28 protein-coding genes are annotated in these 22,467 nt (G+C 70.3%); 9 read left to right on the top strand and 19 right to left on the bottom strand.

Annotation, left to right across the window (positions count from 1 at the left end; translation table 11 throughout):
* Window positions 1–61: 61 nt before the first annotated feature.
* Window positions 62–1,129 (top strand): GTP 3',8-cyclase MoaA, encoded by a 1,068-nt coding sequence (gene moaA / locus ACQ3HE_RS11195; RefSeq protein WP_064293946.1) that lies wholly within the window; start codon window positions 62–64, stop codon window positions 1,127–1,129.
* The gene (locus tag ACQ3HE_RS11190; RefSeq protein WP_079704425.1) at window positions 1,122–1,379 is read left to right on the top strand and encodes a MoaD/ThiS family protein; all 258 of its coding nucleotides are present in this window, start codon (window positions 1,122–1,124) and stop codon (window positions 1,377–1,379) included. Before moaA ends, ACQ3HE_RS11190 begins: the two co-directional genes overlap by 8 nt.
* On the opposite strand, the gene ACQ3HE_RS11185 is transcribed toward ACQ3HE_RS11190, so the two are convergent.
* From ACQ3HE_RS11185 to ACQ3HE_RS11175, 3 genes are read right to left on the bottom strand one after another with little or no spacing between them, the layout of a single operon-like run.
* On the bottom strand, window positions 1,376–1,843 hold the full coding sequence (locus ACQ3HE_RS11185) for a BLUF domain-containing protein (protein ID WP_430892814.1): 468 nt from the start codon (window positions 1,841–1,843) through the stop codon (window positions 1,376–1,378). The two genes, ACQ3HE_RS11190 and ACQ3HE_RS11185, sit on opposite strands and share 4 nt — an antisense overlap.
* Before the next feature lie 37 nt (window positions 1,844–1,880).
* The gene (locus ACQ3HE_RS11180; RefSeq protein WP_430892813.1) at window positions 1,881–2,423 is read right to left on the bottom strand and encodes a hypothetical protein; all 543 of its coding nucleotides are present in this window, start codon (window positions 2,421–2,423) and stop codon (window positions 1,881–1,883) included.
* 35 nt (window positions 2,424–2,458) lie between these two features.
* Window positions 2,459–5,068, bottom strand: coding sequence for an excinuclease ABC subunit UvrA (locus tag ACQ3HE_RS11175; protein WP_430892812.1), 2,610 nt, complete (start codon window positions 5,066–5,068; stop codon window positions 2,459–2,461).
* A 93-nt stretch (window positions 5,069–5,161) separates the two neighbouring features.
* Between ACQ3HE_RS11175 and ACQ3HE_RS11170 the strand changes: the two genes are divergently transcribed.
* Window positions 5,162–5,728 (top strand): dihydrofolate reductase family protein, encoded by a 567-nt coding sequence (locus tag ACQ3HE_RS11170; protein WP_430892811.1) that lies wholly within the window; start codon window positions 5,162–5,164, stop codon window positions 5,726–5,728.
* Between the two features lie 73 nt (window positions 5,729–5,801).
* Here the strand turns inward: ACQ3HE_RS11170 and ACQ3HE_RS11165 are convergent, their stop codons facing one another.
* Genes ACQ3HE_RS11165 through ACQ3HE_RS11150 form a run of 4 tightly spaced genes read right to left on the bottom strand, consistent with a single transcriptional unit; the run spans window position 5,802 to window position 9,636 of the window.
* Window positions 5,802–6,230, bottom strand: a complete 429-nt coding sequence (locus ACQ3HE_RS11165) for a molybdenum cofactor biosynthesis protein MoaE (RefSeq protein ID WP_056011786.1) — start codon at window positions 6,228–6,230, stop codon at window positions 5,802–5,804.
* A complete protein-coding gene (gene moaCB / locus ACQ3HE_RS11160) occupies window positions 6,223–7,206 on the bottom strand; it encodes a bifunctional molybdenum cofactor biosynthesis protein MoaC/MoaB (RefSeq protein ID WP_430892810.1) in 984 nt (327 codons plus the stop codon). Before moaCB ends, ACQ3HE_RS11165 begins: the two co-directional genes overlap by 8 nt.
* Window positions 7,203–8,438: a molybdopterin molybdotransferase MoeA gene (locus ACQ3HE_RS11155; RefSeq protein ID WP_430892809.1), complete on the bottom strand. Its 1,236-nt coding sequence runs from the start codon at window positions 8,436–8,438 to the stop codon at window positions 7,203–7,205. The genes moaCB and ACQ3HE_RS11155 overlap by 4 nt, the downstream gene beginning before the upstream one ends.
* Window positions 8,439–8,496: 58 nt before the next feature.
* Window positions 8,497–9,636 carry a ThiF family adenylyltransferase gene (locus ACQ3HE_RS11150; protein ID WP_430892808.1) on the bottom strand — a complete coding sequence of 380 codons (1,140 nt, stop codon included), beginning with the start codon at window positions 9,634–9,636 and terminating at the stop codon, window positions 8,497–8,499.
* A 143-nt stretch (window positions 9,637–9,779) separates the two neighbouring features.
* Here ACQ3HE_RS11150 and ACQ3HE_RS11145 point away from each other — a divergent pair, with 143 nt between their 5' ends.
* Window positions 9,780–10,193, top strand: coding sequence for an ASCH domain-containing protein (locus ACQ3HE_RS11145; protein ID WP_191940008.1), 414 nt, complete (start codon window positions 9,780–9,782; stop codon window positions 10,191–10,193).
* Between the two features lie 6 nt (window positions 10,194–10,199).
* Here the strand turns inward: ACQ3HE_RS11145 and ACQ3HE_RS11140 are convergent, their stop codons facing one another.
* From ACQ3HE_RS11140 to ACQ3HE_RS11095, 10 genes are all read right to left on the bottom strand, one after another.
* Window positions 10,200–10,577, bottom strand: a complete 378-nt coding sequence (locus ACQ3HE_RS11140) for a VOC family protein (protein WP_071261898.1) — start codon at window positions 10,575–10,577, stop codon at window positions 10,200–10,202.
* A gap of 51 nt (window positions 10,578–10,628) precedes the next feature.
* Window positions 10,629–11,180 carry a TetR/AcrR family transcriptional regulator gene (locus tag ACQ3HE_RS11135; RefSeq protein ID WP_305790874.1) on the bottom strand — a complete coding sequence of 184 codons (552 nt, stop codon included), beginning with the start codon at window positions 11,178–11,180 and terminating at the stop codon, window positions 10,629–10,631.
* A 25-nt stretch (window positions 11,181–11,205) separates the two neighbouring features.
* Window positions 11,206–12,042, bottom strand: coding sequence for an alpha/beta fold hydrolase (locus ACQ3HE_RS11130; protein WP_124767925.1), 837 nt, complete (start codon window positions 12,040–12,042; stop codon window positions 11,206–11,208).
* Window positions 12,043–12,108: 66 nt separating this feature from the next.
* Entirely contained in the window at window positions 12,109–12,639 is a 531-nt protein-coding gene (locus ACQ3HE_RS11125; protein ID WP_430892807.1) for a PspC domain-containing protein, read from the bottom strand.
* A gap of 1 nt (window position 12,640) precedes the next feature.
* Window positions 12,641–12,964: a PadR family transcriptional regulator gene (locus ACQ3HE_RS11120; protein WP_430892806.1), complete on the bottom strand. Its 324-nt coding sequence runs from the start codon at window positions 12,962–12,964 to the stop codon at window positions 12,641–12,643.
* 40 nt (window positions 12,965–13,004) lie between these two features.
* Window positions 13,005–13,262 carry a DUF6510 family protein gene (locus ACQ3HE_RS11115; RefSeq protein WP_430892805.1) on the bottom strand — a complete coding sequence of 86 codons (258 nt, stop codon included), beginning with the start codon at window positions 13,260–13,262 and terminating at the stop codon, window positions 13,005–13,007.
* On the bottom strand, window positions 13,262–13,990 hold the full coding sequence (locus ACQ3HE_RS11110; RefSeq protein WP_430892804.1) for a ferredoxin reductase: 729 nt from the start codon (window positions 13,988–13,990) through the stop codon (window positions 13,262–13,264). Before ACQ3HE_RS11110 ends, ACQ3HE_RS11115 begins: the two co-directional genes overlap by 1 nt.
* Complete coding sequence (locus ACQ3HE_RS11105; RefSeq protein WP_175116669.1) at window positions 13,987–14,580, bottom strand: sulfite oxidase-like oxidoreductase; 594 nt, start codon at window positions 14,578–14,580, stop codon at window positions 13,987–13,989. Before ACQ3HE_RS11105 ends, ACQ3HE_RS11110 begins: the two co-directional genes overlap by 4 nt.
* A gap of 27 nt (window positions 14,581–14,607) precedes the next feature.
* A complete protein-coding gene (locus ACQ3HE_RS11100) occupies window positions 14,608–16,017 on the bottom strand; it encodes an FAD-dependent oxidoreductase (RefSeq protein WP_430892803.1) in 1,410 nt (469 codons plus the stop codon).
* A gap of 11 nt (window positions 16,018–16,028) precedes the next feature.
* On the bottom strand, window positions 16,029–16,787 hold the full coding sequence (locus ACQ3HE_RS11095) for an aquaporin (protein WP_430892802.1): 759 nt from the start codon (window positions 16,785–16,787) through the stop codon (window positions 16,029–16,031).
* A 48-nt stretch (window positions 16,788–16,835) separates the two neighbouring features.
* On the opposite strand from ACQ3HE_RS11095, the gene ACQ3HE_RS11090 reads away from it, so the two are divergent.
* Window positions 16,836–17,510: an arsenate reductase/protein-tyrosine-phosphatase family protein gene (locus ACQ3HE_RS11090; RefSeq protein ID WP_430892801.1), complete on the top strand. Its 675-nt coding sequence runs from the start codon at window positions 16,836–16,838 to the stop codon at window positions 17,508–17,510.
* Window positions 17,511–17,530: 20 nt separating this feature from the next.
* Window positions 17,531–17,929 (top strand): arsenate-mycothiol transferase ArsC, encoded by a 399-nt coding sequence (locus ACQ3HE_RS11085; RefSeq protein ID WP_430892800.1) that lies wholly within the window; start codon window positions 17,531–17,533, stop codon window positions 17,927–17,929.
* A 14-nt stretch (window positions 17,930–17,943) separates the two neighbouring features.
* Here the strand turns inward: ACQ3HE_RS11085 and ACQ3HE_RS11080 are convergent, their stop codons facing one another.
* Complete coding sequence (locus tag ACQ3HE_RS11080) at window positions 17,944–19,266, bottom strand: NAD(P)-binding domain-containing protein (RefSeq protein ID WP_430892799.1); 1,323 nt, start codon at window positions 19,264–19,266, stop codon at window positions 17,944–17,946.
* 84 nt (window positions 19,267–19,350) lie between these two features.
* Here ACQ3HE_RS11080 and ACQ3HE_RS11075 point away from each other — a divergent pair, with 84 nt between their 5' ends.
* On the top strand, window positions 19,351–19,698 hold the full coding sequence (locus tag ACQ3HE_RS11075) for an ArsR/SmtB family transcription factor (RefSeq protein ID WP_430892798.1): 348 nt from the start codon (window positions 19,351–19,353) through the stop codon (window positions 19,696–19,698).
* A gap of 24 nt (window positions 19,699–19,722) precedes the next feature.
* Here ACQ3HE_RS11075 and ACQ3HE_RS11070 read toward each other — a convergent pair whose 3' ends face one another.
* The gene (locus tag ACQ3HE_RS11070; RefSeq protein WP_430892797.1) at window positions 19,723–20,418 is read right to left on the bottom strand and encodes an HAD hydrolase-like protein; all 696 of its coding nucleotides are present in this window, start codon (window positions 20,416–20,418) and stop codon (window positions 19,723–19,725) included.
* Between the two features lie 100 nt (window positions 20,419–20,518).
* Here ACQ3HE_RS11070 and ACQ3HE_RS11065 point away from each other — a divergent pair, with 100 nt between their 5' ends.
* Both ACQ3HE_RS11065 and ACQ3HE_RS11060 read left to right on the top strand, forming a co-directional pair.
* Window positions 20,519–21,400: a sugar phosphate isomerase/epimerase family protein gene (locus tag ACQ3HE_RS11065; RefSeq protein ID WP_430892796.1), complete on the top strand. Its 882-nt coding sequence runs from the start codon at window positions 20,519–20,521 to the stop codon at window positions 21,398–21,400.
* The gene (locus ACQ3HE_RS11060) at window positions 21,397–22,449 is read left to right on the top strand and encodes a Gfo/Idh/MocA family protein (RefSeq protein ID WP_430892795.1); all 1,053 of its coding nucleotides are present in this window, start codon (window positions 21,397–21,399) and stop codon (window positions 22,447–22,449) included. Before ACQ3HE_RS11065 ends, ACQ3HE_RS11060 begins: the two co-directional genes overlap by 4 nt.
* The last annotated feature ends 18 nt before the right edge of the window (window positions 22,450–22,467 follow it).

The following is a 22,467-nucleotide window of genomic DNA, read 5'->3' as shown; positions in this document are numbered from 1 at the left end:
GTTCCTCCCCGAAGCGGCTCTAGAGGGGCAAGTCGGCCGTCCATCCCCGTACCCTGGGGGGATGACCACAGTCGGGCTCGGAATCCCACGCATCGGGTCGCCGCTCAGGCACATCCCGGACGCTGCCGGGCGCCCCGACGTCGACGGCCTCATCGACCGCTTCGGCAGGGTCGCCCGCGACCTCCGGGTGTCGATCACGGAGAAGTGCTCGCTGCGCTGCACGTACTGCATGCCCGAGCAGGGTCTCCCCGCGATCGCCCGCGACGACCTGCTGACGCCCACCGAGATCGGTCGCCTCGTCGAAATCGCCGTCCGCGACCTCGGGGTGCACGACATCCGCTTCACGGGTGGCGAGCCGCTCATGCGCCCCGACCTCGCGGAGATCATCGCCCGCAGCTCCGCGGTCGCCGGCGACGCCTCGATCTCCATGACGACGAACGGCATCGGACTCGACAAGCGCGTCGACGAGCTCGTGGCCGCCGGGCTCACCCGCGTGAACATCTCCCTCGACACCGTCGACCGCGACCACTTCGCGCGACTCACGCGTCGCGACCGACTCCCCGCCGTCCTGGCCGGCATCGAGGCCGCCAAGCGCGCCGGGCTGACGCCGCTCAAGATCAACGCCGTCCTCATGCGCGACACGCTCGACGGCGCGGTCGCCCTCCTCTCCTGGGCGATCGAGAACGGTTGCCGTCTTCGTTTCATCGAGCAGATGCCGCTCGACGCCGACGAGGCGTGGGTGCGGGAGAACATGGTCGACGCGGCCGAGTTGCTCGACGTCCTCGGCTCCCGCTTCACGCTCACTGCCCCGCATCGCGAGGACCCCTCCGCTCCCGCAGAGGAGTGGCTCGTCGACGGCGGCCCGGCCACGGTCGGCATCATCGCCTCGGTCACGCGCTCGTTCTGCGACGACTGCGACCGCACGCGGCTCACCGCCGAGGGGACGATCCGCTCCTGCCTCTTCGGCGACGACGAGACCGACCTTCGGGGCATGTTGCGTTCGGGCGTCGAGGACGTCGAGATCGCGGATCGCTGGCGCGCGGCGATGTGGCACAAGCAGGCTGGGCACCGCATCGCGTCACCCGACTTCGTCCGTCCCGAGCGGAGCATGGGAGCGATCGGTGGCTGAGACGACGACCCTGCAGGTGCTCGTGCGCTACTTCGCCGCTGCCGAGGAGGCCGCCGGCGTCCCCGAGGAGTCCTTGCCGGCGGTCGCGACGGTCGGCGAGCTGAAGTCGGTGCTGCTCGAGCGCTACGGCGACGCGATGGCGAAGGTCCTCGCGTCAGGCTCGTTCCTGGTCGACGGCGTCGTCAGTCGCGACGACACCCGTCCGCTCGGCGCCCGGGTCGACGTCCTCCCACCCTTCGCCGGCGGCTAGGACGGGGACGTCGCCGAGCGACCACGCTCGGCGAGGGCGCGGGTCGCGCGGTGTTGGAACCATCGCAGGAGGTCCAGGATGCGATGGCGCCGTGCATCCGATTCGTCCTCGTGCGACGCGCGGTAGCCGGGGATCGAATCAGCCGGGTAGTCGTCGAGGTTCTCGCAGCGCATGGTCCAGTCCGGGAACCGCCGGTAGTCGATCTCCTCTTCGACCAGGACCCGCAGCTCGCTGTGTCGGTTGTCCTCGCGCAACCGCTGCAGTACGTGGCGCACGGCCGTAGGAGGCCCTTCGATCACCTGGAAGAAGTCGTCGCCGCGCACGGCGAGCATGCCGGTGAGGCCGGAGCGTCCGTTGTTGTCGCGGGACTGCCGGAGGATCGCTTCGAGGGCGGTCTGGGTCAGCGGCGCAGCGGAGGTGCTCACGTAGGTCACGGAGAGGAACGCGGATTCGGGCTGCGTCATACTCCGTGACCTTACACGTCAGGTGTCGGATAGGGGCTCATCGCGAAGCCTGCCAGGCGCGACGGGCCACCCCGGCCGACCGGAACATCAGGATGAGCGAGCAGATCGCTCCGATGACGGTCGCCAGGAACGCCACGAGCGCGAGCATCTGGAGCAGTTCGCCGACCGATGACGACCGGCCGACGTATGGCGGGATCTCGTCGGACACGGTGTTTCCGACGCCGAAGCCGGCGACGAACATGGCCAGGAGACCGAGCCAGACGAGCATGGATCCGAGTGTCGCGACCTGGACCCAGTGTGTGCCGAGCCGGCCGCGCCATCCGAAGTGGGTGAACACCAGAATGGCTGTGAGGCCGAGCAGGAACGCGACCGCGACACCGACGAGGCCGACGGTCAGGGTGGTGGGCGCGAACACCCCGTAGATCGCCTCGAGGCCGTAGGAGTCGTCCGTCATCGCGAGCGGCGCCCAGATGAGTTCCTCGATGGGAGCCAGCACCAGCATCACCGTCGCGGCGACCGCCCAGACGACGACGGCGATGCGCTGAGCGCGGAGGTCACGGCGTGCATCGGTCGTCTGCATGGACTCCACGCTAGGCGCTCGGCGAAGGCGGGGCGTCATCCCGCCGACGCGTCCTCCGGTGACGGTGCCGCTCCGAGCAACGCCAGTCGCTTCGCCAGGTAGGGCGCAGTGCGGCTGTCTGGGTCTGCGGCGACGGTGTCCGGAGTGCCCGCGGACACGATGCGTCCACCAGCGTCGCCGCCGGACGGTCCGAGGTCGATCACCCAGTCGGCCGCCGCGACGACGTCCATCTCGTGCTCGACCACGACGACCGTGTCGCCGGAGTCGACGAGCGCGTTCAGCTGCGCCAGCAGACGACGGACGTCGGCCGGGTGGAGACCGGTCGTCGGCTCGTCGAGGAGGTAGAGGGTGTGACCGCGTCGCACCCGCTGGAGTTCCGTCGCGAGTTTGATGCGCTGCGCCTCTCCGCCCGACAGCTCCGTGGCCGGCTGGCCGAGCCGCAGGTACCCCAGGCCGACCTCGAGCAGGGTGCGGAGGCTGCGTGCCGCCGCCGGGACGGCCGTGAGGAACTCGGCCGCCTGCTCGACGGTGAGTGCGAGGACGTCTGCGATCGACTTCCCGTCGTAGGTGACCTCGAGGGTCTCGGCGTTGTACCGAGCGCCGTCACAGGTCGGGCACTTCCCGTAGCTGCCGGGGAGGAACAGCAGCTCGACCGACACGAAGCCCTCACCGAGGCAGGTCTCGCAGCGACCTCCCGCGACGTTGAACGAGAAGCGGCCGGCCGTGTAGCCGCGTTCGCGGGCGAGGTCCGTGGCGGCGAAGGCCGCGCGGACGGCGTCGAAGAGGCCGGTGTAGGTCGCGAGGTTCGACCGCGGCGTTCGACCGATGGGCTTCTGGTCGACCCGGACGAGGCGGTCGACGTGCTCGAGCCCTCGGACGCGGCGGACGGTGAGCGTGTCGGCATGTCCGTCCGGCACCGTCGCCTCCGCCAGGCCGGAACCCTCCGTCGCATCGGTCTCGGTGGGCACCTCGTCGTCATCGTCTGCGACGTCGTCCGTCGTCCGGCCGTCTGCCCGCAGGTGATCGCGCACGACGTCGCGGAGGACGCGGCTCACGAGGGTCGATTTGCCGGAACCGGAGACACCGGTGACGGCCACGAACGTCCCGAGGGGGATCGAGGCGTCGACGCCGGCGAGGTTGTGGAGCGTGATGCCCTCCACCTCGAGCCAGTCGCGCGCCTCACGGAGTGCTCGTCGCTCGGGAGCCGGACCGTGCTGGTCGGGGAAGAGGAACGGACGGGTCGCCGACGCCTCGACGTCGGCGAGACCCTCGACGGCGCCGCTGTAGAGCACGTCGCCGCCACCCTCACCCGCGCCGGGGCCGACGTCGACGATCCAGTCCGCGTTCCGGACGACGTCCATGTTGTGCTCGACGACGTAGACCGAGTTGCCGGAGCGCTTCAGCTGCTCCAGCACCTCGAGGAGGGGCTCCGCGTCGGCCGGGTGCAGACCCGCTGACGGTTCGTCGAGGACGTAGACCACGCCGAAGAGCCCGGAGCGCAGCTGGGTCGCGAGCCGGAGCCGCTGCATCTCGCCGGGGGAGAGCGTCGTCGTCACGCGTCCGAGGCCGAGGTAGCCGAGTCCGAGGTCGGTGAGCACGCGGATGCGCGCGAGGAGGTCGGTCGTGATGGCGACGGCGACGTCGGTGCGCTCGCCGGACAGCGTGGTCGGGAGCGCGGGCGCCGCGTCGGTCAGCTCCGTGGTGGGGCGGATGACCTCGGCGAGCTCCGTCATCGGCAGGGCGTTGAGCTCGGCGATCGTGCGGCCGGCGAAGGTGACCGCGAGCGCCTCGCGGCGGAGTCCCGTGCCGTGGCAGAGCGGGCACGGACCCGAGCGCACGAACTGCAGCACCTTGTTCCGCATCATCTGGCTCTTCGAGTCGGAGAGGGTGTGGAAGACGTACTGCTTGGCGCTCCAGAACATGCCGTTGTACGGTTTCGCGACGCGGTCGCGCTGCGGCGTGATCTGCACGACCGGCTGCTCCTCGGTGAAGAGGATCCAGTCGCGGTCCTCCTGGTCGAGCTCCCGCCAGGGTCGGTCGACGTCGTATCCGAGGGCGATGGTGATGTCGCGGAGGTTCTTCGCCTGCCAGGCTCCCGGCCAGGCGGCGATCGCGCCCTCGCGGATGCTCAACGACGGGTCGGGCACGAGGGAGTCCTCGGTGACCGTGTGCGCGACGCCGATGCCGTGGCACTCCGGGCAGGCGCCGACGGCGGTGTTGGGGGAGAAGGCGTCCGAGTCGAGTCGGGTCGTGAACCCCTCGGGGAAGGTGCCGGCGCGCGAGAAGAGCATGCGGAGCGAGTTCGAGAGGGTCGTCACCGTGCCGACGCTGGAGCGCGAGCTGGGGGCGCCGCGACGCTGCTGCAGGGCGACCGCCGGTGGCAGTCCTGAGATCGAGTCGACGTGCGGGTCATGACCCTGCTGGATCAGCCGCCTGGCGTACGGTGCGACGGACTCGAGGTACCGCCGTTGTGCCTCGGTGAAGATGGTGCCGAACGCGAGCGACGACTTGCCCGAGCCGGAGACCCCGGTGAAGGCGACGATCGCATCGCGCGGCACGTCGACGTCAACGTTGCGGAGGTTGTTCTCGTTGGCTCCCCGGACGCGGACGAACGGGTCGGATGCTTCGGGGGCGTGTTCGGGCATCAGATCACCCTACGTCGCCGCGGTCCGGTGGGCGACCGGTTGACGTGCCCCGCCCGATGCGCGATGTCGGGGGTGGACGGCAGGATCGTCCTCATGACTCGTGAACGTTCCTGGCACGGCTGTGTCTTCATCGGCGTGAGCCTCGACGGTTACATCGCAAAGCCCGACGGCGACCTCGGCTGGCTCACGGAGCTCGAGCCGCGGGGGCATGCCGCGGATGCGCCGGGAGGACACCCGGCGCTCGACTGGGATTCGTTCTTCCCGACGATCGACACCCTCGTGATGGGACGCACCACCTACGACACCGTCCTCGGCTTCGGCGAGTGGCCGTTCGAGGGCAAGCGGGTCGTCGTGCTGAGCACCACGCTCGAGGCAGGGGACGACCGCATCACGGTCGCCGGGTCGGTCGACGAAGCGGCCGCCCTGCTCGACGAGGCCGGGGCCGGCCGCGTCTACATCGACGGCGGCAGGACCATCCAGGCGTTCCTCGGTGCTGGCCTCGTCGACGAGATCACCGTGTCGGTCGCGCCGGTGCTCATCGGCTCGGGCGCCCGCCTGTTCGGCGACCTCGACGCCGACGTCCGCCTGCGACTCCGCGGCACCCACGCGACGCCCGAGGACGGGCTCGTGCGCATCACCTACGACGTGCTGCCACGCTGACAGCTCGATTCGCCCCGAATGGTCGGCCACGCTTCGTGCGTGCGACCATTCGGGGCGAATCGAGGACGGGCCGCTACAGGCCGACCCACTCCGTCTCGCCGTCGGCCAGGTGCTGGCGCTTCCAGATGGGGACGGTGCGCTTGATCTCCTCGACCAGGCGCTCGCAGGCGGCGAAGGCCTCGGCACGGTGCGCGGCGGCGACGGCGGCCACGAGGGCCAGGTCGCCGACGACGAGCGACCCGACGCGATGCGCTGCCGCCACTCGGAGGCCGGTCTCCGCGGCAACCGTCCGGCAGCAGTCCTCCAGGAACCGTTGGGCATCGGGATGGGCGCGGTAGTCGAGGGCGTCGACCGCCTCGCCGTGGTCGTGGTCGCGCACGATGCCTCGGAAGGCGACGAGGGCGCCGTTGGCGGGCGCCGCGACGAAGTCCTCGATCGCATGCGCGTCGAGGGGCGACTCAGAGATGAGTGCGAGGACCTCGGGAACCGTCGACTCACTCATGCGCGCCACCTCCGGCGATCTGGGCGACGAGGTGGTCGAGCAGGCCGTCGAGGACCGCGAGTCCGTCCTTCACGCCGCCGGTCGATCCGGGCAGGTTCACCACGACGGTGCCGCCGGAGACCCCTGCGAGTCCGCGACTGAGCGCCGCGGTCGGAATCTTGGTCGACCCGAGGGTGCGGATCGCCTCCGCGATGCCGGGCAGCTCGCGGTCGAGGTGGGGCCGCGTCGCCTCCGGGGTGCGGTCGCTCGGCGAGAGGCCGGTGCCGCCCGTTGTGATGAGCACCGCGGGCGCGGCGTCCAGGGCTGCCGCGATCGCGAGGTGCACGTCGGCGTCGGACACGACCGTCACCGCATCGACCGCGTAGTCGTGCTCGGACAGCCACGCGGAGATGCGCGGCCCCGTGAGGTCCTCGCGCGTGCCGGCCGCGCCGGCGGTCGACGCGACGATGACGGCCGCGGTTCGCGGGCGGACCGTTCGTCCCGCCGGCGCCTCGACCGGATCCACCGCATCCGGCGTCCAGTTCCCGCGCTTGCCGCCGGACTTCTCCAGCAGCCGGATGTCGCCGAGGACCGATGCCGGGTCGACGGCCTTGACCATGTCGTGCAGGGTCAGGCCGGCGATCGACGCGGCCGTCAGGGCCTCCATCTCGACCCCGGTCTGGCCGGTGGTCTTCGCCGTCGCGGTGATGACGATGGAGTCCTCGGTGAAGGCGAAGTCGAGGCTCACGGACGACAGCGCGAGCTGGTGGCACAGCGGGATGAGCTCGCTCGTCCGCTTGGCCCCCGCGATCCCCGCGATGCGAGCGGTCGCGATGACGTCCGCTTTCGGCAGGCCGTCCGCTTGAACGAGCGCGATCACGTCTGGTCGGGTGGTGAAGGTCGCGGTCGCCGTCGCGACCCGCTTCGTCGTGGCCTTGTCGCCGACATCGACCATGCGTGCGCGGCCGTCGTCGTCGAGGTGTGTGAGCCCGGTCATAGTGCCCATGCTTCCACAGCGTCACCGGCGTCGAGCTCGAGCGTGTCCTCCGGGATCACGATCAGCACGTCGGAGGCCGCGAGCCCGGCGACCAGGTGCGAGCCGGGGCCCGCGACCGGTTCGACCCGGCCATCGTCTCGTCGGCGTCCGCGGAGGAACTGGCGCTTGCCGGGCACCGAACGCACGGCGACCGCGAGTTCGGCCGGTGCGCGTGTCGCCTGCGGCAGCCCGGCGACCCGGCGGAGGACCGGAGCGACGAAGACCTCGAACGAGAGCTGGGTGCTCACCGGGTTGCCGGGGAACGCGATGATCGGGACGCCCCGGTGGGCGCCGAGCGCCTGTGGTCCGCCGGGCTGCATCGCGACCGAACCGATCCAGCCACCCAGCGGACCGAGGACGTCACGGACGACCTCGTGCTCACCCATGGAGATCCCGCCGGAGGTGAGGATGAGATCGACCTCGCCGCGGAGGTCGTCGAGCAGGGCGAGCAGGACGTCGGCATCGTCGACGACGCGCGCACGGGCGTTGACCTCGGCCCCGGCTGCGACGACGGCGGCCGCCAGCGCGGTCCCGTTGGAGTCGAAGGTCTGGCCGAGCGTCGGCGTCTCGCCGGGTTCGACGAGTTCGGCACCGGTCGTGACGATCGCGACCCGCACCCGCCGACGCACCTCGACGGTCGTGATTCCGGCCGCAGCCAACACGGCGAGGTGTCGTGAAGCGAGGCGCACGCCGGCCGGCAGCAGCTCCTCGCCGGCGCGGACGTCGCTCCCGCGTTCCCGGACGAACAGCCCCACCGGGCGCTCGCCACCGCCGCGCGCAGGACCGAGGAGGACGGTCTCGACACCGCCCGGATCCGTCTCGACCTCGCTCTCCTCGACCGGCACGACGACGTCCGCACCCGGCGGAACGACCGCGCCCGTCATGATGCGCACCGAGGTCCCCGCCTCAAGCGGCGCGGGGTCGATCGGGCGCGCGGCGATCTCGCCCACCACCCGCAGTCGCGTCTCATCGCCCGTGAGGTCTGCCGCCCGAACCGCGAAGCCGTCCATCTGCGAGTTGCGGAACAGCGGCAGGTCGACCGGTGACGGCACCGCCACCGCCGTCACCCGAGCTGCGGCCTCGTCGATCGGCACGTGCTCGGCGCCTGTGTCGGTCACGTCGTCGAGGAGGGCTGCGACGTCGGAGGCGTGTTGCTCGACGGTCTTCCGACTCGTGGGCGCTGGCGTCGTCATGGTGGTTCCCGTCGTCGAGGTCGGTCGGTGGGGCTGCACGGGGTGTTCGGAGCCGCGGTCAGTAGCGGGGGACGGTCGGATCCACGAGCCGCGACCACGCGTCGATGCCGCCCTCGAGATGGACGGCCGAGTAGCCGCGCTCGAGGAGCAGGCGAAGCGCGGACTCGGATCGGATGCCGTGGTGGCAGTAGACGACCACGGGCGTCTCGGGGTCGAGCCCGTGGAGCGTCTCGGGGAGCGAGCCGAGCGGCATCAGCGTCGAACCGGGCAACCGGGCGATCTCCGCCTCCCACGGCTCCCGGACGTCGAGCAGGACGGCCTCATCGTCGCTCGCCGCGAGCTGCGGTGCGGTGATCGTGCGGCCGCCGTGTCGCGGCTCGTGCGGGGCTGCCGCTGCGGCGCTCGCCGTGTCCCCTCCTGGCGTCCGATGCAGATGCTCATCGAGCGACACCTGCCGGGCGCCCGCGGGGTCGCGCTCGTACCGGAGTTCGCGGAACCCGCCGCTCAGCCCGTCGAACATCGTCACCCGGCCGAGCGAGAGGGTCCCGACCCCGGTGAGCACCTTGATCGCCTCGGTGGCCATGATGGACCCGATGACCCCGACCGTGGTGGGCAGGACGCCGCCGGCCTCGCAGGAGAGCACCGAACCGTCCGTCGGCGGGTGGGGGAAGAGGTCGCGGTAGCGCGGGCCGCGAGACGACCAGCTGAGTCCAGCCTGCCCGCCGTACTGCGAGACCGCACCCCAGACGAGTGGGACGTCGGCGAGCGTCGCGGCGTCGTCGACCAGGTAACGGGTCTCGAAGTTGTCGCTGCCGTCGATGACGAGGTCGATCTCCGCGTCGGCCAGGAGGCCCATGATCTCGCCGGGTCCGAGGCGGAGGCGGTGCCTGAGGATCGTCGCATCGGTGTTGACGGCGAGGGCGCGGTCCGCGGCGGAGTCGACCTTCGGACGGCCGACGTCCGCGGTGCTGTGGACGGTCTGCCGATGCAGGTTGCTGAGCTCGACCGTGTCGTCGTCCACCAGGTGGATCGAGCCGTCACCGGAACCGACACCGGCAGCGGCAAGCGCCGGGATGACGATGCTGCCGAGGCCGCCGGCGCCGACGATCAGCACCCGCGCATCGGCGAGACGCTGCTGCGCCGCTGGTCCGAACCCGGGGAGGGCGAGCTGCCTGGCGTACCGCGTGGTCGAGGACATGCGCCGATTATCCCACCGGCACCGTGCCCGCCGGCCCTCAGACCGCATCCGCTCGCGTCCGCAGGAGGCAGCAGGCGCCGCCGCGAGAAACCGACAGGAGTGGTGCAGTGGCACGACGCGTCGATCGATGCTGGGATGGACGCATGGATGACCACCTCCCCATCGTCGAGTTCGCGTTCCCCGGCCCGCTGCGGGACAGGCTGGTGGCGGCGATCGAGTCCGGCGAGAAGGTCGCGACGAGTTCCCTGGCGCACGAGTACGAGGTGGCAGGCGAGGAGTTGCCGGCGGTCGGGCAGCGCGGAATCGTCGTCGATTCCGATGGCGTTCACCGCTTCGTCATCGAGACGGTGGGTGTCGAGGTGGTACCGCTGGGCGAGGTGCCGCTGGCTCACGCTCTGGCGGAGGGCGAAGGCTACGCGTCGGTCGCCGACTGGCGTGCCGGTCACGAGCGGTTCTGGACCTCACCGGAGATGCAGGCCGAACTCGGCGCCGACTTCCACCTCGACGACACGACGCTCGTCGTCCTCGAACGGTTCGCCCTCATCGCCCGGGACTGACGCCGATCAGACCGGCTTGACGGGCGTGCGCAGGAGGCAGAAAGCGTTGCCCTCGGGATCGGCGAGGACGTGCCACGACTCGTCGCCCGTCTGCCCGATGTCCGTCGGGCGCGCTCCGAGGGCCAACAGGCGCTCGAGTTCGGCGTCCTGGTCGCCGTCGGTCGGGCTGACGTCGATGTGGAGCTTCGACTTCGGCTGCGGCGGGTCGTCGCTGCGGCTGAGGATGATGGTCGGCTGCGATCCACCGAAGCCGTCCCGCGCTCCGATCTCCACCCCGTCCTCGTCTCGGTCGAGCACGACGAAGTCGAGGACCTCGCACCAGAAGCGGGCGAGCGCTTCCGGATCGCGGCAGTCCAGGACGAGTTCACTGATGCGGCATGACATGACGGCACGCTACCCCGCACGCGTCGTGCAGCGGAACCCGTTGCGGATCGGCTAGGACTCGTCCCCAGCGGTCTCGGCCCAACGGGTCAGGGTGATCGTGAACCCACGGACGAGGCGGTCGAAGCTCCGGTCGAGGTCGCGGTCGAGGCCGAAGGAGCCTGCCGCCTCGAGCGAGACGAAGCCGTGCAGGGTGGAGCGGAACGCGCGGATCGCGTCGATGGCGTCGTCGCCGCGGAGCTCGTAGGCCGTGAGGACGTCGCTGATGACCTGGATGGCGCCGAGCGATGCCGCCGCGTCCTCCTCATCCTCCGGCCCGGCGATCCACTGCGCGGCCGTATAGCGTGCCGGGTGCTCCAGGGCCCACTCCCGGTAGGCGCCGGCCATCACCGTGATCGCATCCGCGCCCGAACGGCCGACGGCGGCGCGCAGCAGGACGTCGCCGAGCTCGCCCTTCGCTTGGAGGGAGATGCTCCGGCGGAGTCCGGCGAGCGAGTCGAGGTGCTTGTAGAGCGAGGGCTGCCGGACGCCGAGCCGTTCGGCGAGGGCGGCGAGGGTCAGCCCCTCGAGCCCGACCTCGTCGGCGAGTTCAGTCGCTTCGTCCACCACGCGCGCGCGGCTGAGTCCCGCCCTAGGCACGGTGCAGCGCCGACTGGAGGAAGCCGAGGACGGCCTGCGAGGTGACCTCGGGCTGCTGGGCCTGCGGGTAGTGGCCGGCGTCCTCGACGAGGACGACCTCCGCCTGCAGGGTGTCGCCGATCCAGCGGGCCTCTCCTGCGGGGTCGGGGAAGTCGGGGTCCTTGGTGCCCATGATCACGAGCGTCGGAGCGCTCACGCCGGGGAGCGCAGCCTCGGCCGGGGCATGGTCGGTCTGTCTGGTCGTCTGCGAGAAGGCCTTGCCGTAGGCGGGGCGACGCAGGCTCGCGAAGACGTCGGCGAGGTAGTCGTCGAAGTCGACCGGCTTCCGGCCCGCGTTCAGCGTGGGGAGGTAGGCCTTCCAGACCCGTGCGATCCACAGCGGAGCCATCATGGCGCGGAAGACCGCCTGCATGACGGCGCCCGCCTTCGGGTTGCGGACGAAGGGCCCGACGAGGACGAGACCCGACACGTCCTCCGGGTGCTCGGCGGCGACGATCACGCCCGCGCCGGCAGCGAGGGAGTTCCCGATGACGACGGCCGGGGCACCCAGGTCGCGGATGAGGGCGTGGATGTCCGAGGCGGTCGCGACGTCGCCGTACGAGGAGAACGTCGTGTCGCTGTCGCCGTGACCACGGAGGTCGGTGGAGGCGACGCGGTACCCGGCCTGGACGAGCGCGGGAGCGAGGAAGCGGTAGGAGGAGCGGAGCTCGCCCATTCCCGGGACGAGGACGACGAGCGGGCCGTCGCCCTGGATCTCGTAGGCGATCTTGCCCTCGGGACGGTCGAGGTAGCGGGTGGCAGGCCCTGTCGATGCCGGGTTCGTGTTCATGAAGCTAGTCTGCATCGCCGTTTAGCTAATGTCAATAGCTTTGATGGATTGCCTGTCGAAGCCACCTCATCGACTCGGCGCTGGCTCCGAACACTGGCGCCGATACTCGGCAACCGTGTCGACCTTCGGCAGAATGAGGAGGAGTGCCAGGTAGATGAGACCGGCGGTCCCGCCTGTGAAGAGGAGGAGGAAGAGGGCGACGGTGCGGACCCAGTCCACGCGGAAGTCGCCGTACGCGGCGATGCCAGCGCACAGGCCGCCGAACCAGCTCCCTTCCCCGATGCGACAGAAGAATCGACCGCGAGCGGGATAGGCGAGGATCCGGGTCGGCGGTGCTTCCTGCTCGACGGAGCCCGTCTCCGCGAGGATCCTCGCGAGCTGTTCGTCGTCGATCGCGGAGCCAGGGGTCGTGGTCATCGATCGCAGGCGGTCTCCGAGCGTCGTCTCGAGGTCGCGTACGGTCTCGTCCGCATCGGGGTCGGTGCCGAGTGCGGCGCGGGTGTTCGACAGGTAGCGGACCAGGTGGGCGTGTGCGGCGGCCGTCAGCGGGATCGTCTCCGCATGCCCACTCAGGCTCATGTGGTGGATCTGTTCCATGTCAGTGTCCGATCGTCGTGATCAAGTCGGTGAGGGAGGACCAATAGGTGCGGAAGTTCCGCAGCTGTACTCGTCCGGCTTCGGTTAGGGAGAGGTACTTGCGAGGCGGGCCGGACGTGGACTCCTGCCAGTCGTGCGCCAGGAGGTCTTCGCGTCGGAGCTTGTTCAGGAGTGGATACAGCGTGGCTTCCTGGACGGGGAAGCCGGCTTCGCGGAGCGCCGTCGCTATCTCGCCCGCGTAGCGTCGCTGATGCTCGACCGAAGCGAGCACGAGGGGTTCGAGCATGCCTCGGCGGAGTGCCGCGAGCTTGCTATCTCGTTCCATGCCGGTACTGTAACACGACTCGGTACCCGGCGGGATGTCGTCAACCGAGGTCAGTCCACCAGCGAACGCCGTCGAGGGTGACGCGCGTGGTCTCCTCGTGATGGAGGACGACGAGCAGGACGTCGTCGCAGAGCCGACAGCGCACCACCCACGCGTCCGGGGTGCCGAAGACCAGCTCCGCCGCGAGGGGCGAGACGTCGCGGCACCCGAGGCACTGCGACATCGTCCCGCTCGGGTCGGTGCCGGTCAGTTCCGACAGGGTTCCGGCGAGGACGTTCCCGTCCAGATGCGAGGTCATCACGCGCCTCCGAACCGCTCGGTCTTGATGCGGGCGGGATCGTGGCCGATCGCGACGAGGGTGTCGGCGACCGCCTCGACGAATCCGGTCGGTCCGCAGACGAACACCGACGGGGCCTCGTCGCCGGCGGCCTCGAGCGCCTGCAGGTCGGCCGCGACCAGGCGGCCGGCGGGACGAGCCCAGCCGTCGGGCGCTCGCCGGGTGTAGATCCAGGTGACCTCGACTCCGGTCGCCGCAGCGAGCTCGTCGGCGAAGAAGGCGTCCTGCGGTGAGCGGACCGAGTACACGAGTCGGAACGGCGTCGTGGTCCCGGCCGCCTCGTGCGCTCGCACCATCGCCATGAGCGGCACGATGCCCGAACCTCCGCCGATCAGGAGGACCGGCTCCGTGTCCTCGGGTCGCCAGACGAACCAGCCGCCCAACGGCCCCCGCACCTCGACCTGGTCGCCGACCTCGATCGCGTCGACGAGGAACGGAGAGACCTCGCCGTCGGGGACCCGGTCGACGGCGATCTCGATGCGGTCACCGGCGTCCGCCGAGGCGATCGAATAGGAGCGGACCGCCTGGTAGCCGTCGGGTGCGGTGAGGCGGACGTCGGCGTGCTGCCCGGCGAGGTTCCCGCCCCAGCCGGGGGCGTCGAGGATGAGGCTCCGCCCCGACGGGGTCAGCTGCGTCGCCGCGACCACGGTGGCCGCCTTCCAGGCGTCGACATGGCCCGTGCGCCTCACGAGTACCGCTGTTCGAGCCAGGGGTCACCGTAGGCGTGATAGCCGTTCTGCTCCCAGAACCCCGGTTCGTCGTCCTGTTGCATGACGAGGCCGCGGATCCACTTCGCGCTCTTCCAGAAGTAGAGGTGCGGGATGAGGAGCCTCGCCGGCCCGCCGTGCTCCGCGGCGAGCGGCTCGCCGTCGAAGCCGGTGGCGATCCAGGCCTTGCCGTCCAGGAGGTCGTCGAGTGGGACGTTGGTCGTGTAGCCGCCGTAGGAGTGGGCCATCACGAAGTCGTAGCCGCTCTCGACCTCGGCGAAGAGCGTGTCGAGGGAGACGCCCTGCCAGCTCGTGCCGAGCTTCGTCCAGCGGGTCACGCAGTGGATGTCGCGGGTGATGTCGTCCTGCTGGAGCGCCTGCATGGCTGTCCAGTCCCAGCGGTGGATCTCGCCCGTCTCCGTGCGGATCTGGAACTCCCACTCATCAGTGTCGATCCGCGGCGTGGGCCCGGCGGACAGGACGGGGAAGTCCTCGGTGAGGAACTGCCCGGGCGGGAGCCGGTCGTCCTGCTCCCGTGCCCGTCCTCCGAAACCGCGTGTGAACACCGCCATGTCGACCTCCTCAGGATGGTCATCACCCTAGTGAGCGGGTGTCGGTGAAACCAGACCCTCCTGGGGCCACCCGGGGCGGTCGCGGCTCCAGGCCTGCGTGGCCAGCTGCACGGCATCCCACGGCGAGCCGAGCGGCGGCGTGTAGGAGAGGTCGAGGTCGCTCATCGCGCCGACCGTCATCCCGTGATGGAGTGCGGTGGCATAGGTGTCGACACGTTTCGCGATCTCCGCGCCGCGCGTGCCGACGAGCTGGGCGCCCAGCAGCAGGCCGGAGTCGGTCGCGCCGGTGATCCGGATGCTGATCGGTGTGGCCCCGGGATAGTAGGCCTTGTGGTCGTCCGCGATCGCTGTGGAGCTGTGCGGTGTGTATCCGGCCGTGGTCGCTTCGTGGTCGCGCAGGCCGGTGCGTGCGGCGACGAGGTCGAACACCTTCACGACCTGGGTGCCGAGGCTTCCCGCGAACCGGGTGTCGCCGCCGATCGCGTTCTCACCCGCGACCCGGCCCTGCTTGTGCGCTGTCGTGCCGAGCGGTAGATACGTGACGCCCAGCATTCGGTGGTGGGTGATGACGCCGTCGCCTGCCGCCCAGACGTGTGGCAGGCCGGTGCGCATCCGCTCGTCGACGACGACCGCACCTGCGGCGCCGGTGGTCGCACCGGCCTCGGTGAGCAGCCCCGTGTTCGGCTGAACACCGACGACGACGAGTACGAGGTCCGCGCTGCGCTCGAATGCCCGCCCGTCCTGCTGGCCGGTCACCGTGATTCCGCCGCTCGTCGTGCTGATGTGCTCCACGCGGGTGCCGGTCACGACGTCGACGCCGTGCCGCGTGAGTTCGTCGTGGACGAGTGAGCCGAGGTCCGTGTCGAGGGTGGAGAGCACCTCGGGGCCGCGCTGCAACTGGGTGACCTGGAGGCCTCGGACGGTGAGCGCTTCGGCCATCTCCAGGCCTACGTAGCCGGCGCCGACGATGATCGCGGTGTCCGGTTGATGTGTATCGAGGTACCGCTCGAGCGCGAAGGTGTCGCCCATCGAGTGCAACAGGTGCACACCGTCCGCCGGTCCGAGTCGGTCGAGGCCGGCGATGCCCGCGGTGGAGGGCGATGCCCCGGTACCGACCATGAGTTCGTCGTAGGGGATCGTCGACTGCGAGCCCCGCTCGTCGCGCACCGTGAGGCGCTGATCGTCGACGTCGATGCCGGTGGCGAGCGTGTTCAGACGCAGCTGCATGCCGGTGGCTTCGAGGTCGGCATGGGTGCGGTGCGCGAGTGACTGCCACGGATCCACTTCGCGCGAGAAGTAGTAGGGGATGCCGCAGATGGAGAAGTTCGGGTAAGCGTCCGCGACGACGACGGTCACGTCGACGGAGGGGTCGAGTTCGCGGGCGCGGAGAGCGGTGGAGATACCGGCGTCGCTGCCGCCGACGATTGCGAGATGCATGAGGGTGCCTTTCAGGCCTGGGTTGCACGAGGGAGCGGAGCCGGGACGCCGACGGTGCTGCGCGCGGGAGTCGGGTAGAGCACGAGGACCAGGCCGAGCCCGATGGCCGCGCCGAGGACCTGCGCGAGGATGAACGGGCCGACCGAGGCCGGGGCGATGCCGGCGAAGGTGTCGGTGAACATGCGGGCGATCGTCACCGCCGGGTTCGCGAACGACGTCGAGCTGGTGAACCAGTAAGCGGCCCCGATGTACGCACCCACCGCGGCCGCCGTCACCGCACCCTTCCCGGATCGGGATAGGGCGAAGATCACCAGAATGAGCCCCGCGGTCGCGACAACCTCACCGAGCAACGTCCCAGCGCTCGCCCGGTCCGTCGTGGAGAGCGCTGGTGCGGTGTCGAACATCACCCCGGCCAGCACCGTGCCAGCGGCCCCGCCGACGATCTGCGCGACCAGGTACGGCAGCAGGTCCAGCGTCGGCAGACCGTGCGCCATGCCGCGATTCACCCACCAGTCCGCGAGCGAGACGACTGGGTTGAGGTGAGCGCCCGAGACCTGGCCGAGGATGAGGATGAGCACGGCGAGCCCGAGCGCGGTCGTCAGGCTGTTCTGCAGCAGCTGCAGCCCGGCGTCATCCGGGGAGAGCCGCTGCGCCATGATCCCGGAGCCGACGACGATCGTCACCAGGAGTCCGGTGCCGATGAACTCGGCCAGCATCCGACGCGACAGATGCGGTCGGATCGGGGTGGGGGCGGGGTTCGGTGGGTTCATGGCGACATCATCTTGACCCACCAAGATACTTCAGTCAATATTGAACCAATGAACATCGAACGAACTGAAGTGGTCGAAGCGCGGGCGGCGAAGCATGCCGCGCTGAGCGATCCCACGCGCCTGCAGATGATCGACCTGCTGACCTTGGGCGACCTGTCCCCGACCGAGATCCGGGTCGCGCTCGGAACGCCGGGCAATCTGCTGACCCACCACCTGAACGTGTTGGAACACGTCGGCATGATCACTCGCACGACGTCCGAAGGCGATAAGCGCCGCAGCTACGTCCACCTCGCCCCTGGCTGGTTCGACGGTCTGGTGCCCGGCGCTGCAGGCTCGGCCAGCCGTGTCGTCTTCGTGTGCTCCGCGAACTCCGCACGCTCGCAGCTCGCTGCCGCCCTCTGGGCGCGGCAGAGCAGCATCCCTGTCGCCTCCGGTGGCACTCACCCCGCCGAGCGGATCGCGCCCGGCGCGATCGCCGCCGCCGAACGGCATCAGCTCGCGCTCCCGTCGAGCGCGCCGAGCGCACTCGACGCCGTGCTGGGCGCGGACGATTTCGTCATCACGGTGTGCGACAACGCACACGAGGAGATCGGCGTCGCCGGAGATCTGCACTGGTCGATCCCCGACCCGGTGCGCGTCGGCACCGACGCCGCGTTCGACGCCGCCTACACCGAATTGGAGCGCCGCATCGCGGACTTCGCTCCCCGCCTGCTCGCCGCCTGACCCGAAAGCACCAGCACCCCATGGAAACGACCAAGCCCGTCGTCCTGTTCGTCTGCCAGCACAATGCGGGCCGCTCCCAACTCGGTGCAGCGCTGCTCGAACACGTTGCGAGCGAGCGTTTCACCGCGATCTCAGCCGGCCTCGCTCCGTCACACGCTGTGAACCCCGCCGTCGCCGCAACCGTCGCCGAACTCGGACTCGACATCTCCGACCGTGTGCCGCGCGCCGTCACCCCCACCGACTTGGATCAGGCCGACATCGTGGTGCTCATGAAGCCCGGCCTGACCCTTCCCGCCAGCCCGCGAGGAGAGGTCTTGGAGTGGTCGTTCCCGAACCCAGAAGCCTGGGACGTCGACGCTGTGCGCCCGCTGCGGGAAGCCGTCGCCGAGCGGATTCGCACGAGCCTGCTCACCCGGTAGCGCCCGCAGTGCGGTCAGACGGACGCGGGCGCGCGGCCGATCTGCAGCACCTGCTCCGGTACGGCGCAACAGGAACCACCGGGCGATGCATCGGACGCATCGAACAGGCCGGTCCCGCCACACACACCCGTGTCCGGGAGGACGAGTTCCACCCGTTTGGCCGCAGCGTGGTCCCCTGCCAGGGCGGCGACGACGGAGCGCACCTGCTCGTAGCCGGTCATCGCGAGGAAGGTCGGCGCGCGCCCGTAGGACTTCGCGCCCACGATGTAGAAGTCCGGCTCCGGCTGCGCGAGATCCCGTGCGCCGGTCGCGGCGACCGAGCCGCACGAGTGGAGGTTCGGGTCGACCTCGTCCGCGATCCGCACCGGAGCCTGGAGCGACGGGTCCAGCTCGATCCGCAGTTCTGACAGGAACGACAGATCGGGTCGGAATCCGGTCAGTACGATCACCCGATCAGCGGTGGGCAGCTCGCGGCCGTCCTCCGACACCAGCACGGTCCGGTCTCCGTCGCAAGCCACGCGCTCGACCCGGAACCCCGTGACCAGGTTGACCAGACCGCTCTCGAAGAGTTCTCTCGCCGTCACCCCGAGGGCGCCGCGGGCGGGCAGCTCGTCGGCATCGCCGCCGCCGAAGGTGTTCCCGACCGTGCCCCGGCGCAGCACCCAGGTGATCGTGGTGTCCGGATGCCGGCGAGCGACTCGGGCCAATGCGATGACGGCCGTCACGGCTGAGTGTCCGGAGCCGACCACGACGGTGTGCCTGCCCTCGAACCCGGCCTGGTTCCAGAAGTCGGGGATCCGGTAGCTGAGCAGATCGGACGCCGCCCTTTCTCCCAGCGCCGGCAGGCCGTCGGCGCCGGCAGGGTTCGGTGTCGACCAGGTGCCGGAAGCGTCGATGACCGCCCGGGCATCCAATCGATACTCCGCCCCGTCCGCCGATTCGACATGCACGGTGAACGGTTGTTCCGCGCGCCCAGCGTCAACGAGTCGGTCGCGACCGCGCCGGGACACTCCGACCACACGGGCGTCGAACCGCACGCGCTCGCCCAGGGCCTCGGCGAGTGGAGCGAGATAGGTGTTGATCCACTGGGCACCGGTCGGGAAGCCCTTCGTCGGGGCCGTCCAACCGGTCGGGGCGAGTAACCGGGCGGATGCCGCGTCGACCAACTCCGACCAGTCGGAGAACATCCGCACATGGCCCCACTCTGATACCGCGGCGGCAGCCGAGGGGCCGGCCTCGAGCACCCGCACCGGAACGTCGCGCTCCACCAGGTGCGCTGCGGCTGCCAAGCCCTGCGGGCCCGCGCCGATCACGATCACGGGCAGCTCGTTCACCATCGCCAACTCCAATCGACAAACATCAATACGCCGACACTGATCGATACATCGACGAATGTCAATACGACGTGTCAGGATGAGTCCATGCCGATCGAACCGCCGCTCCTGGAAGCCGACGTAGCCGCATGCTGCACTCCCGTCACCGGCGGAGTGCTCGCGCTCGACGAGGCTGAACGGATCGCCCACACCTTCAAAGCGCTCGGCGACCCGACTCGCGTGCGTCTGCTGTCGCTGATCGCTGCGAGCGAGGGCGGAGAGGCGTGCATCTGCGATCTCACCGAGCCGGTCGGGCTCTCGCAGCCCACGGTCTCGCACCACATGCGGATCCTCGTCGATGCCGGACTCGCCACCCGTGAACAGCGTGGTCGATGGGCGTACTTCCGGGTCATCGCGGACGGGCTCGAACGCGCCTCACGAGCGATCCGCCCGTGACCGTGTCGGTCGCCGTCCGCCCGCTCAGCCGGTGATGAGGTTCGACAGCGCGTCGATCGAGTGGACGACGGCGAGGGCGCCGGCGGCCTCCGCCGGCGAGCCGTAGCCCCACTCGACGAGGATCGTCGGGATCCCGTGTGCAGCCGCGCCCTCGATGTCGTGGAGGCGGTCGCCGACGAGCACGGTGCGGGAGGTGTCGACGCCGGCGGCCGTGAGGCGTCGGAGGGCCTCGCCGACGACGTCGGCCTTGCTGCTGCGCACCTCGTCCTCCGAGGCGCCGGTCACGACGGTGAAGTACTGGCTCAGACCGAAGTGGTCGAGGATCGTGTTCGCCTGTGACTCGGGCTTCGAGGTCGCGAGCCCGATTGGGATCCCGGCCTCGGAGATGCGCGCGAGCAGCCCGGTGACGCCTGGGAACACCGCGGTGCCGACCTCGGCGCCCTCGATGGCGACCTGGCGACGGTACTCGGTGAGGGCGAGCTGCGACTGCAACGGGTCCATGTCCGCGAAGTCGCGGAAGGAGTCGAGCAGCGGCGGCCCGACCCAACGCAGCAGTGACTCGTCGGACGGGACGACGGCACCGACGTTCGCCAGGGTCGTCTTCATGCGGGAGATGATGCCGGGAGCCGAGTCCACGATCGTGCCGTCGAGGTCGAACAGCACGCAGGACCAGCTGCGGTGGAAGGACACGGTCGTACTCGCGAGGTAGAGATCGGTCACACGCTCCATCCTAGGGCGACCCCTCCGGCTGCAAAGGGTTGTCAACCGGTTGCCAGAGTCGTAGGCTGACAGGACCGGCAGCCCGACTGCCTGGTTCCCGATGACGAGAACGAACGCGAAGGCGGAAGCGCACGTGAATGCACAACACCCGGTGAGCTGGACCCTGTCGGGCTTCGGAGACGAGATCGACGCCGACCCGACGACGCAGATCGCCGTGCTCGAGGCGCTCGGTGCATCGCACATCGAGGTCAGGAGCGCGTGGGGCGTCAACATCATCGACCTCGACGCCGACCAGCTCGCCCGACTCGGTGCGCAGCTGCAGCGGTCCGGCATGGGCGTGTCCGCCATCGGATCGCCGATCGGCAAGGTCGACGTGGCCCTCGACGCCGAGCTGGAGGTCGCCCGCCTCGAGCGAGCGATCGCCGCTGCACATGCCCTCGGGACCCCCAACATCCGGATCTTCTCCTTCTTCCGCGGTGAGGGCGTGCCGGTGGAGGCCATCCGCGACGACGTCCTGGTCCGCATGCGCCTGCTCGCCGACCTGGCCGAGCGGGAGGGGGTCGTGCTCCTGCACGAGAACGAGAAGGACATCTACGGCGACGTCCCGGAGCGCATTCTCGACCTCGTCGAGTCCGTCGGATCGCCTGCACTCCGCCTCGCCTGGGACAACGCGAACTTCGTCCAGGTGGGCGTCGCGCCGTTCGACGACGGCTATGCGATGCTGCGCCCGTACCTCGACTACCTGCAGGTCAAGGACGCGGTCGCCGAGAGCGGCCAGGTCGTGCCGTCCGGCGAGGGCGACGGGCAACTGCGTGAAACGCTCACGGCGTTGCGCGACGACGGCTACGCGGGGTTCGCCTCGCTCGAGCCGCACCTCGCCGACACCCACGCGCTCGGCGGCTTCTCGGGTCCCGCCTCGTTCGGCGTGGCCGCCCGGGCCTTCCGGAGGCTCACCGACGAGCTGGGGATCGAACTGCGATGAGCCGCGGGCCCGCACCCGTCCTCCGTCGCGTCGCCGTGGTCGGGTGCGGCGACATCTCCGCCCTCCACATCGCGGCGATCGGAACGGTGCCCGGTGCGCAGCTCGTGGCGGTGTGCGACGTCGACGCCGGCCGGCTCGATGCGGCGACGGCTGCGACGGGTGTCCCGGGCTTCACCGACCTCGATCGACTGTTCGAGGAGGCGCGACCCGACGTCGTCCACATCTGCACCCCGCACCACCTGCACGCCGACCAGGCGATCCGGGCGCTCGAGCGCGGGATCAGTGTCATCCTCGAGAAGCCCCTCGCCCACACGCGCAATGAGGCCGAACGGCTCCTGGCCGCGGCGGAGCACAGTCGCGCGAAGATCGCGGTGTGCTTCCAGAACCGCTACAACCAGCCGGCGGAGCGCGCCAAGGAACTCCTCGACTCGGGTGAGCTCGGCGCAGTGCTCGGCGCCTCGGCGGTCGTGCCGTGGCATCGGACGGCGGCCTACTACGAGGATCGCCCGTGGCGCGGTCGCTGGGAGACCGGCGGCGGTGGACTCCTCATGAACCAGGCGATCCACACCATCGACCTCGTGCAGTGGTTGGTCGGCGACCCGCTCGAGGCGACGGGGTCGATCGCCACCCGCGCGCTCGCCGAGGTGATCGAGGTCGAGGACACGGCCGAGCTGCGCATCGTGCACGCGGGTGGCGCGACGAGCACGGTCTACGCGACGGTCGCCGGGGTCGCGAACCTGCCCGTGACGATCGACGTCGTCTGCGAGCTGGGCACGCTGAGCTTGGGGGCCGAACTCACCGCACGCTTCGCCGATGGACGCGTCGAGACCACCGTCGAGCGGGTGATGGCCAGCGGAGCGCGTGCCTACTGGGGCGTGTCCCATGAACGGCTGATCCAGGACTTCTACGCGGGGCTCGACGAGCCGGGCGCCTTCTGGCTCCACCCCGCAGAAGCGCGGAAGGCGTTCGACGTGATCCAGGACGTCTACGACGCGGCGATCCCCGAGCGACGGTCGTCGGTCCTCGCCGCGCAGCTCGGCGGTCGCTGAGCCACCACCCGCCGCGGG

The organism is Plantibacter auratus (assembly GCF_050587365.1).
In the GTDB taxonomy this organism is placed as follows: Bacteria; Actinomycetota; Actinomycetes; order Actinomycetales; family Microbacteriaceae; genus Plantibacter; species Plantibacter auratus.
Note: the sequence above shows the minus strand (reverse complement) of the source record. Positions and strands in the feature narration are given on the sequence as shown.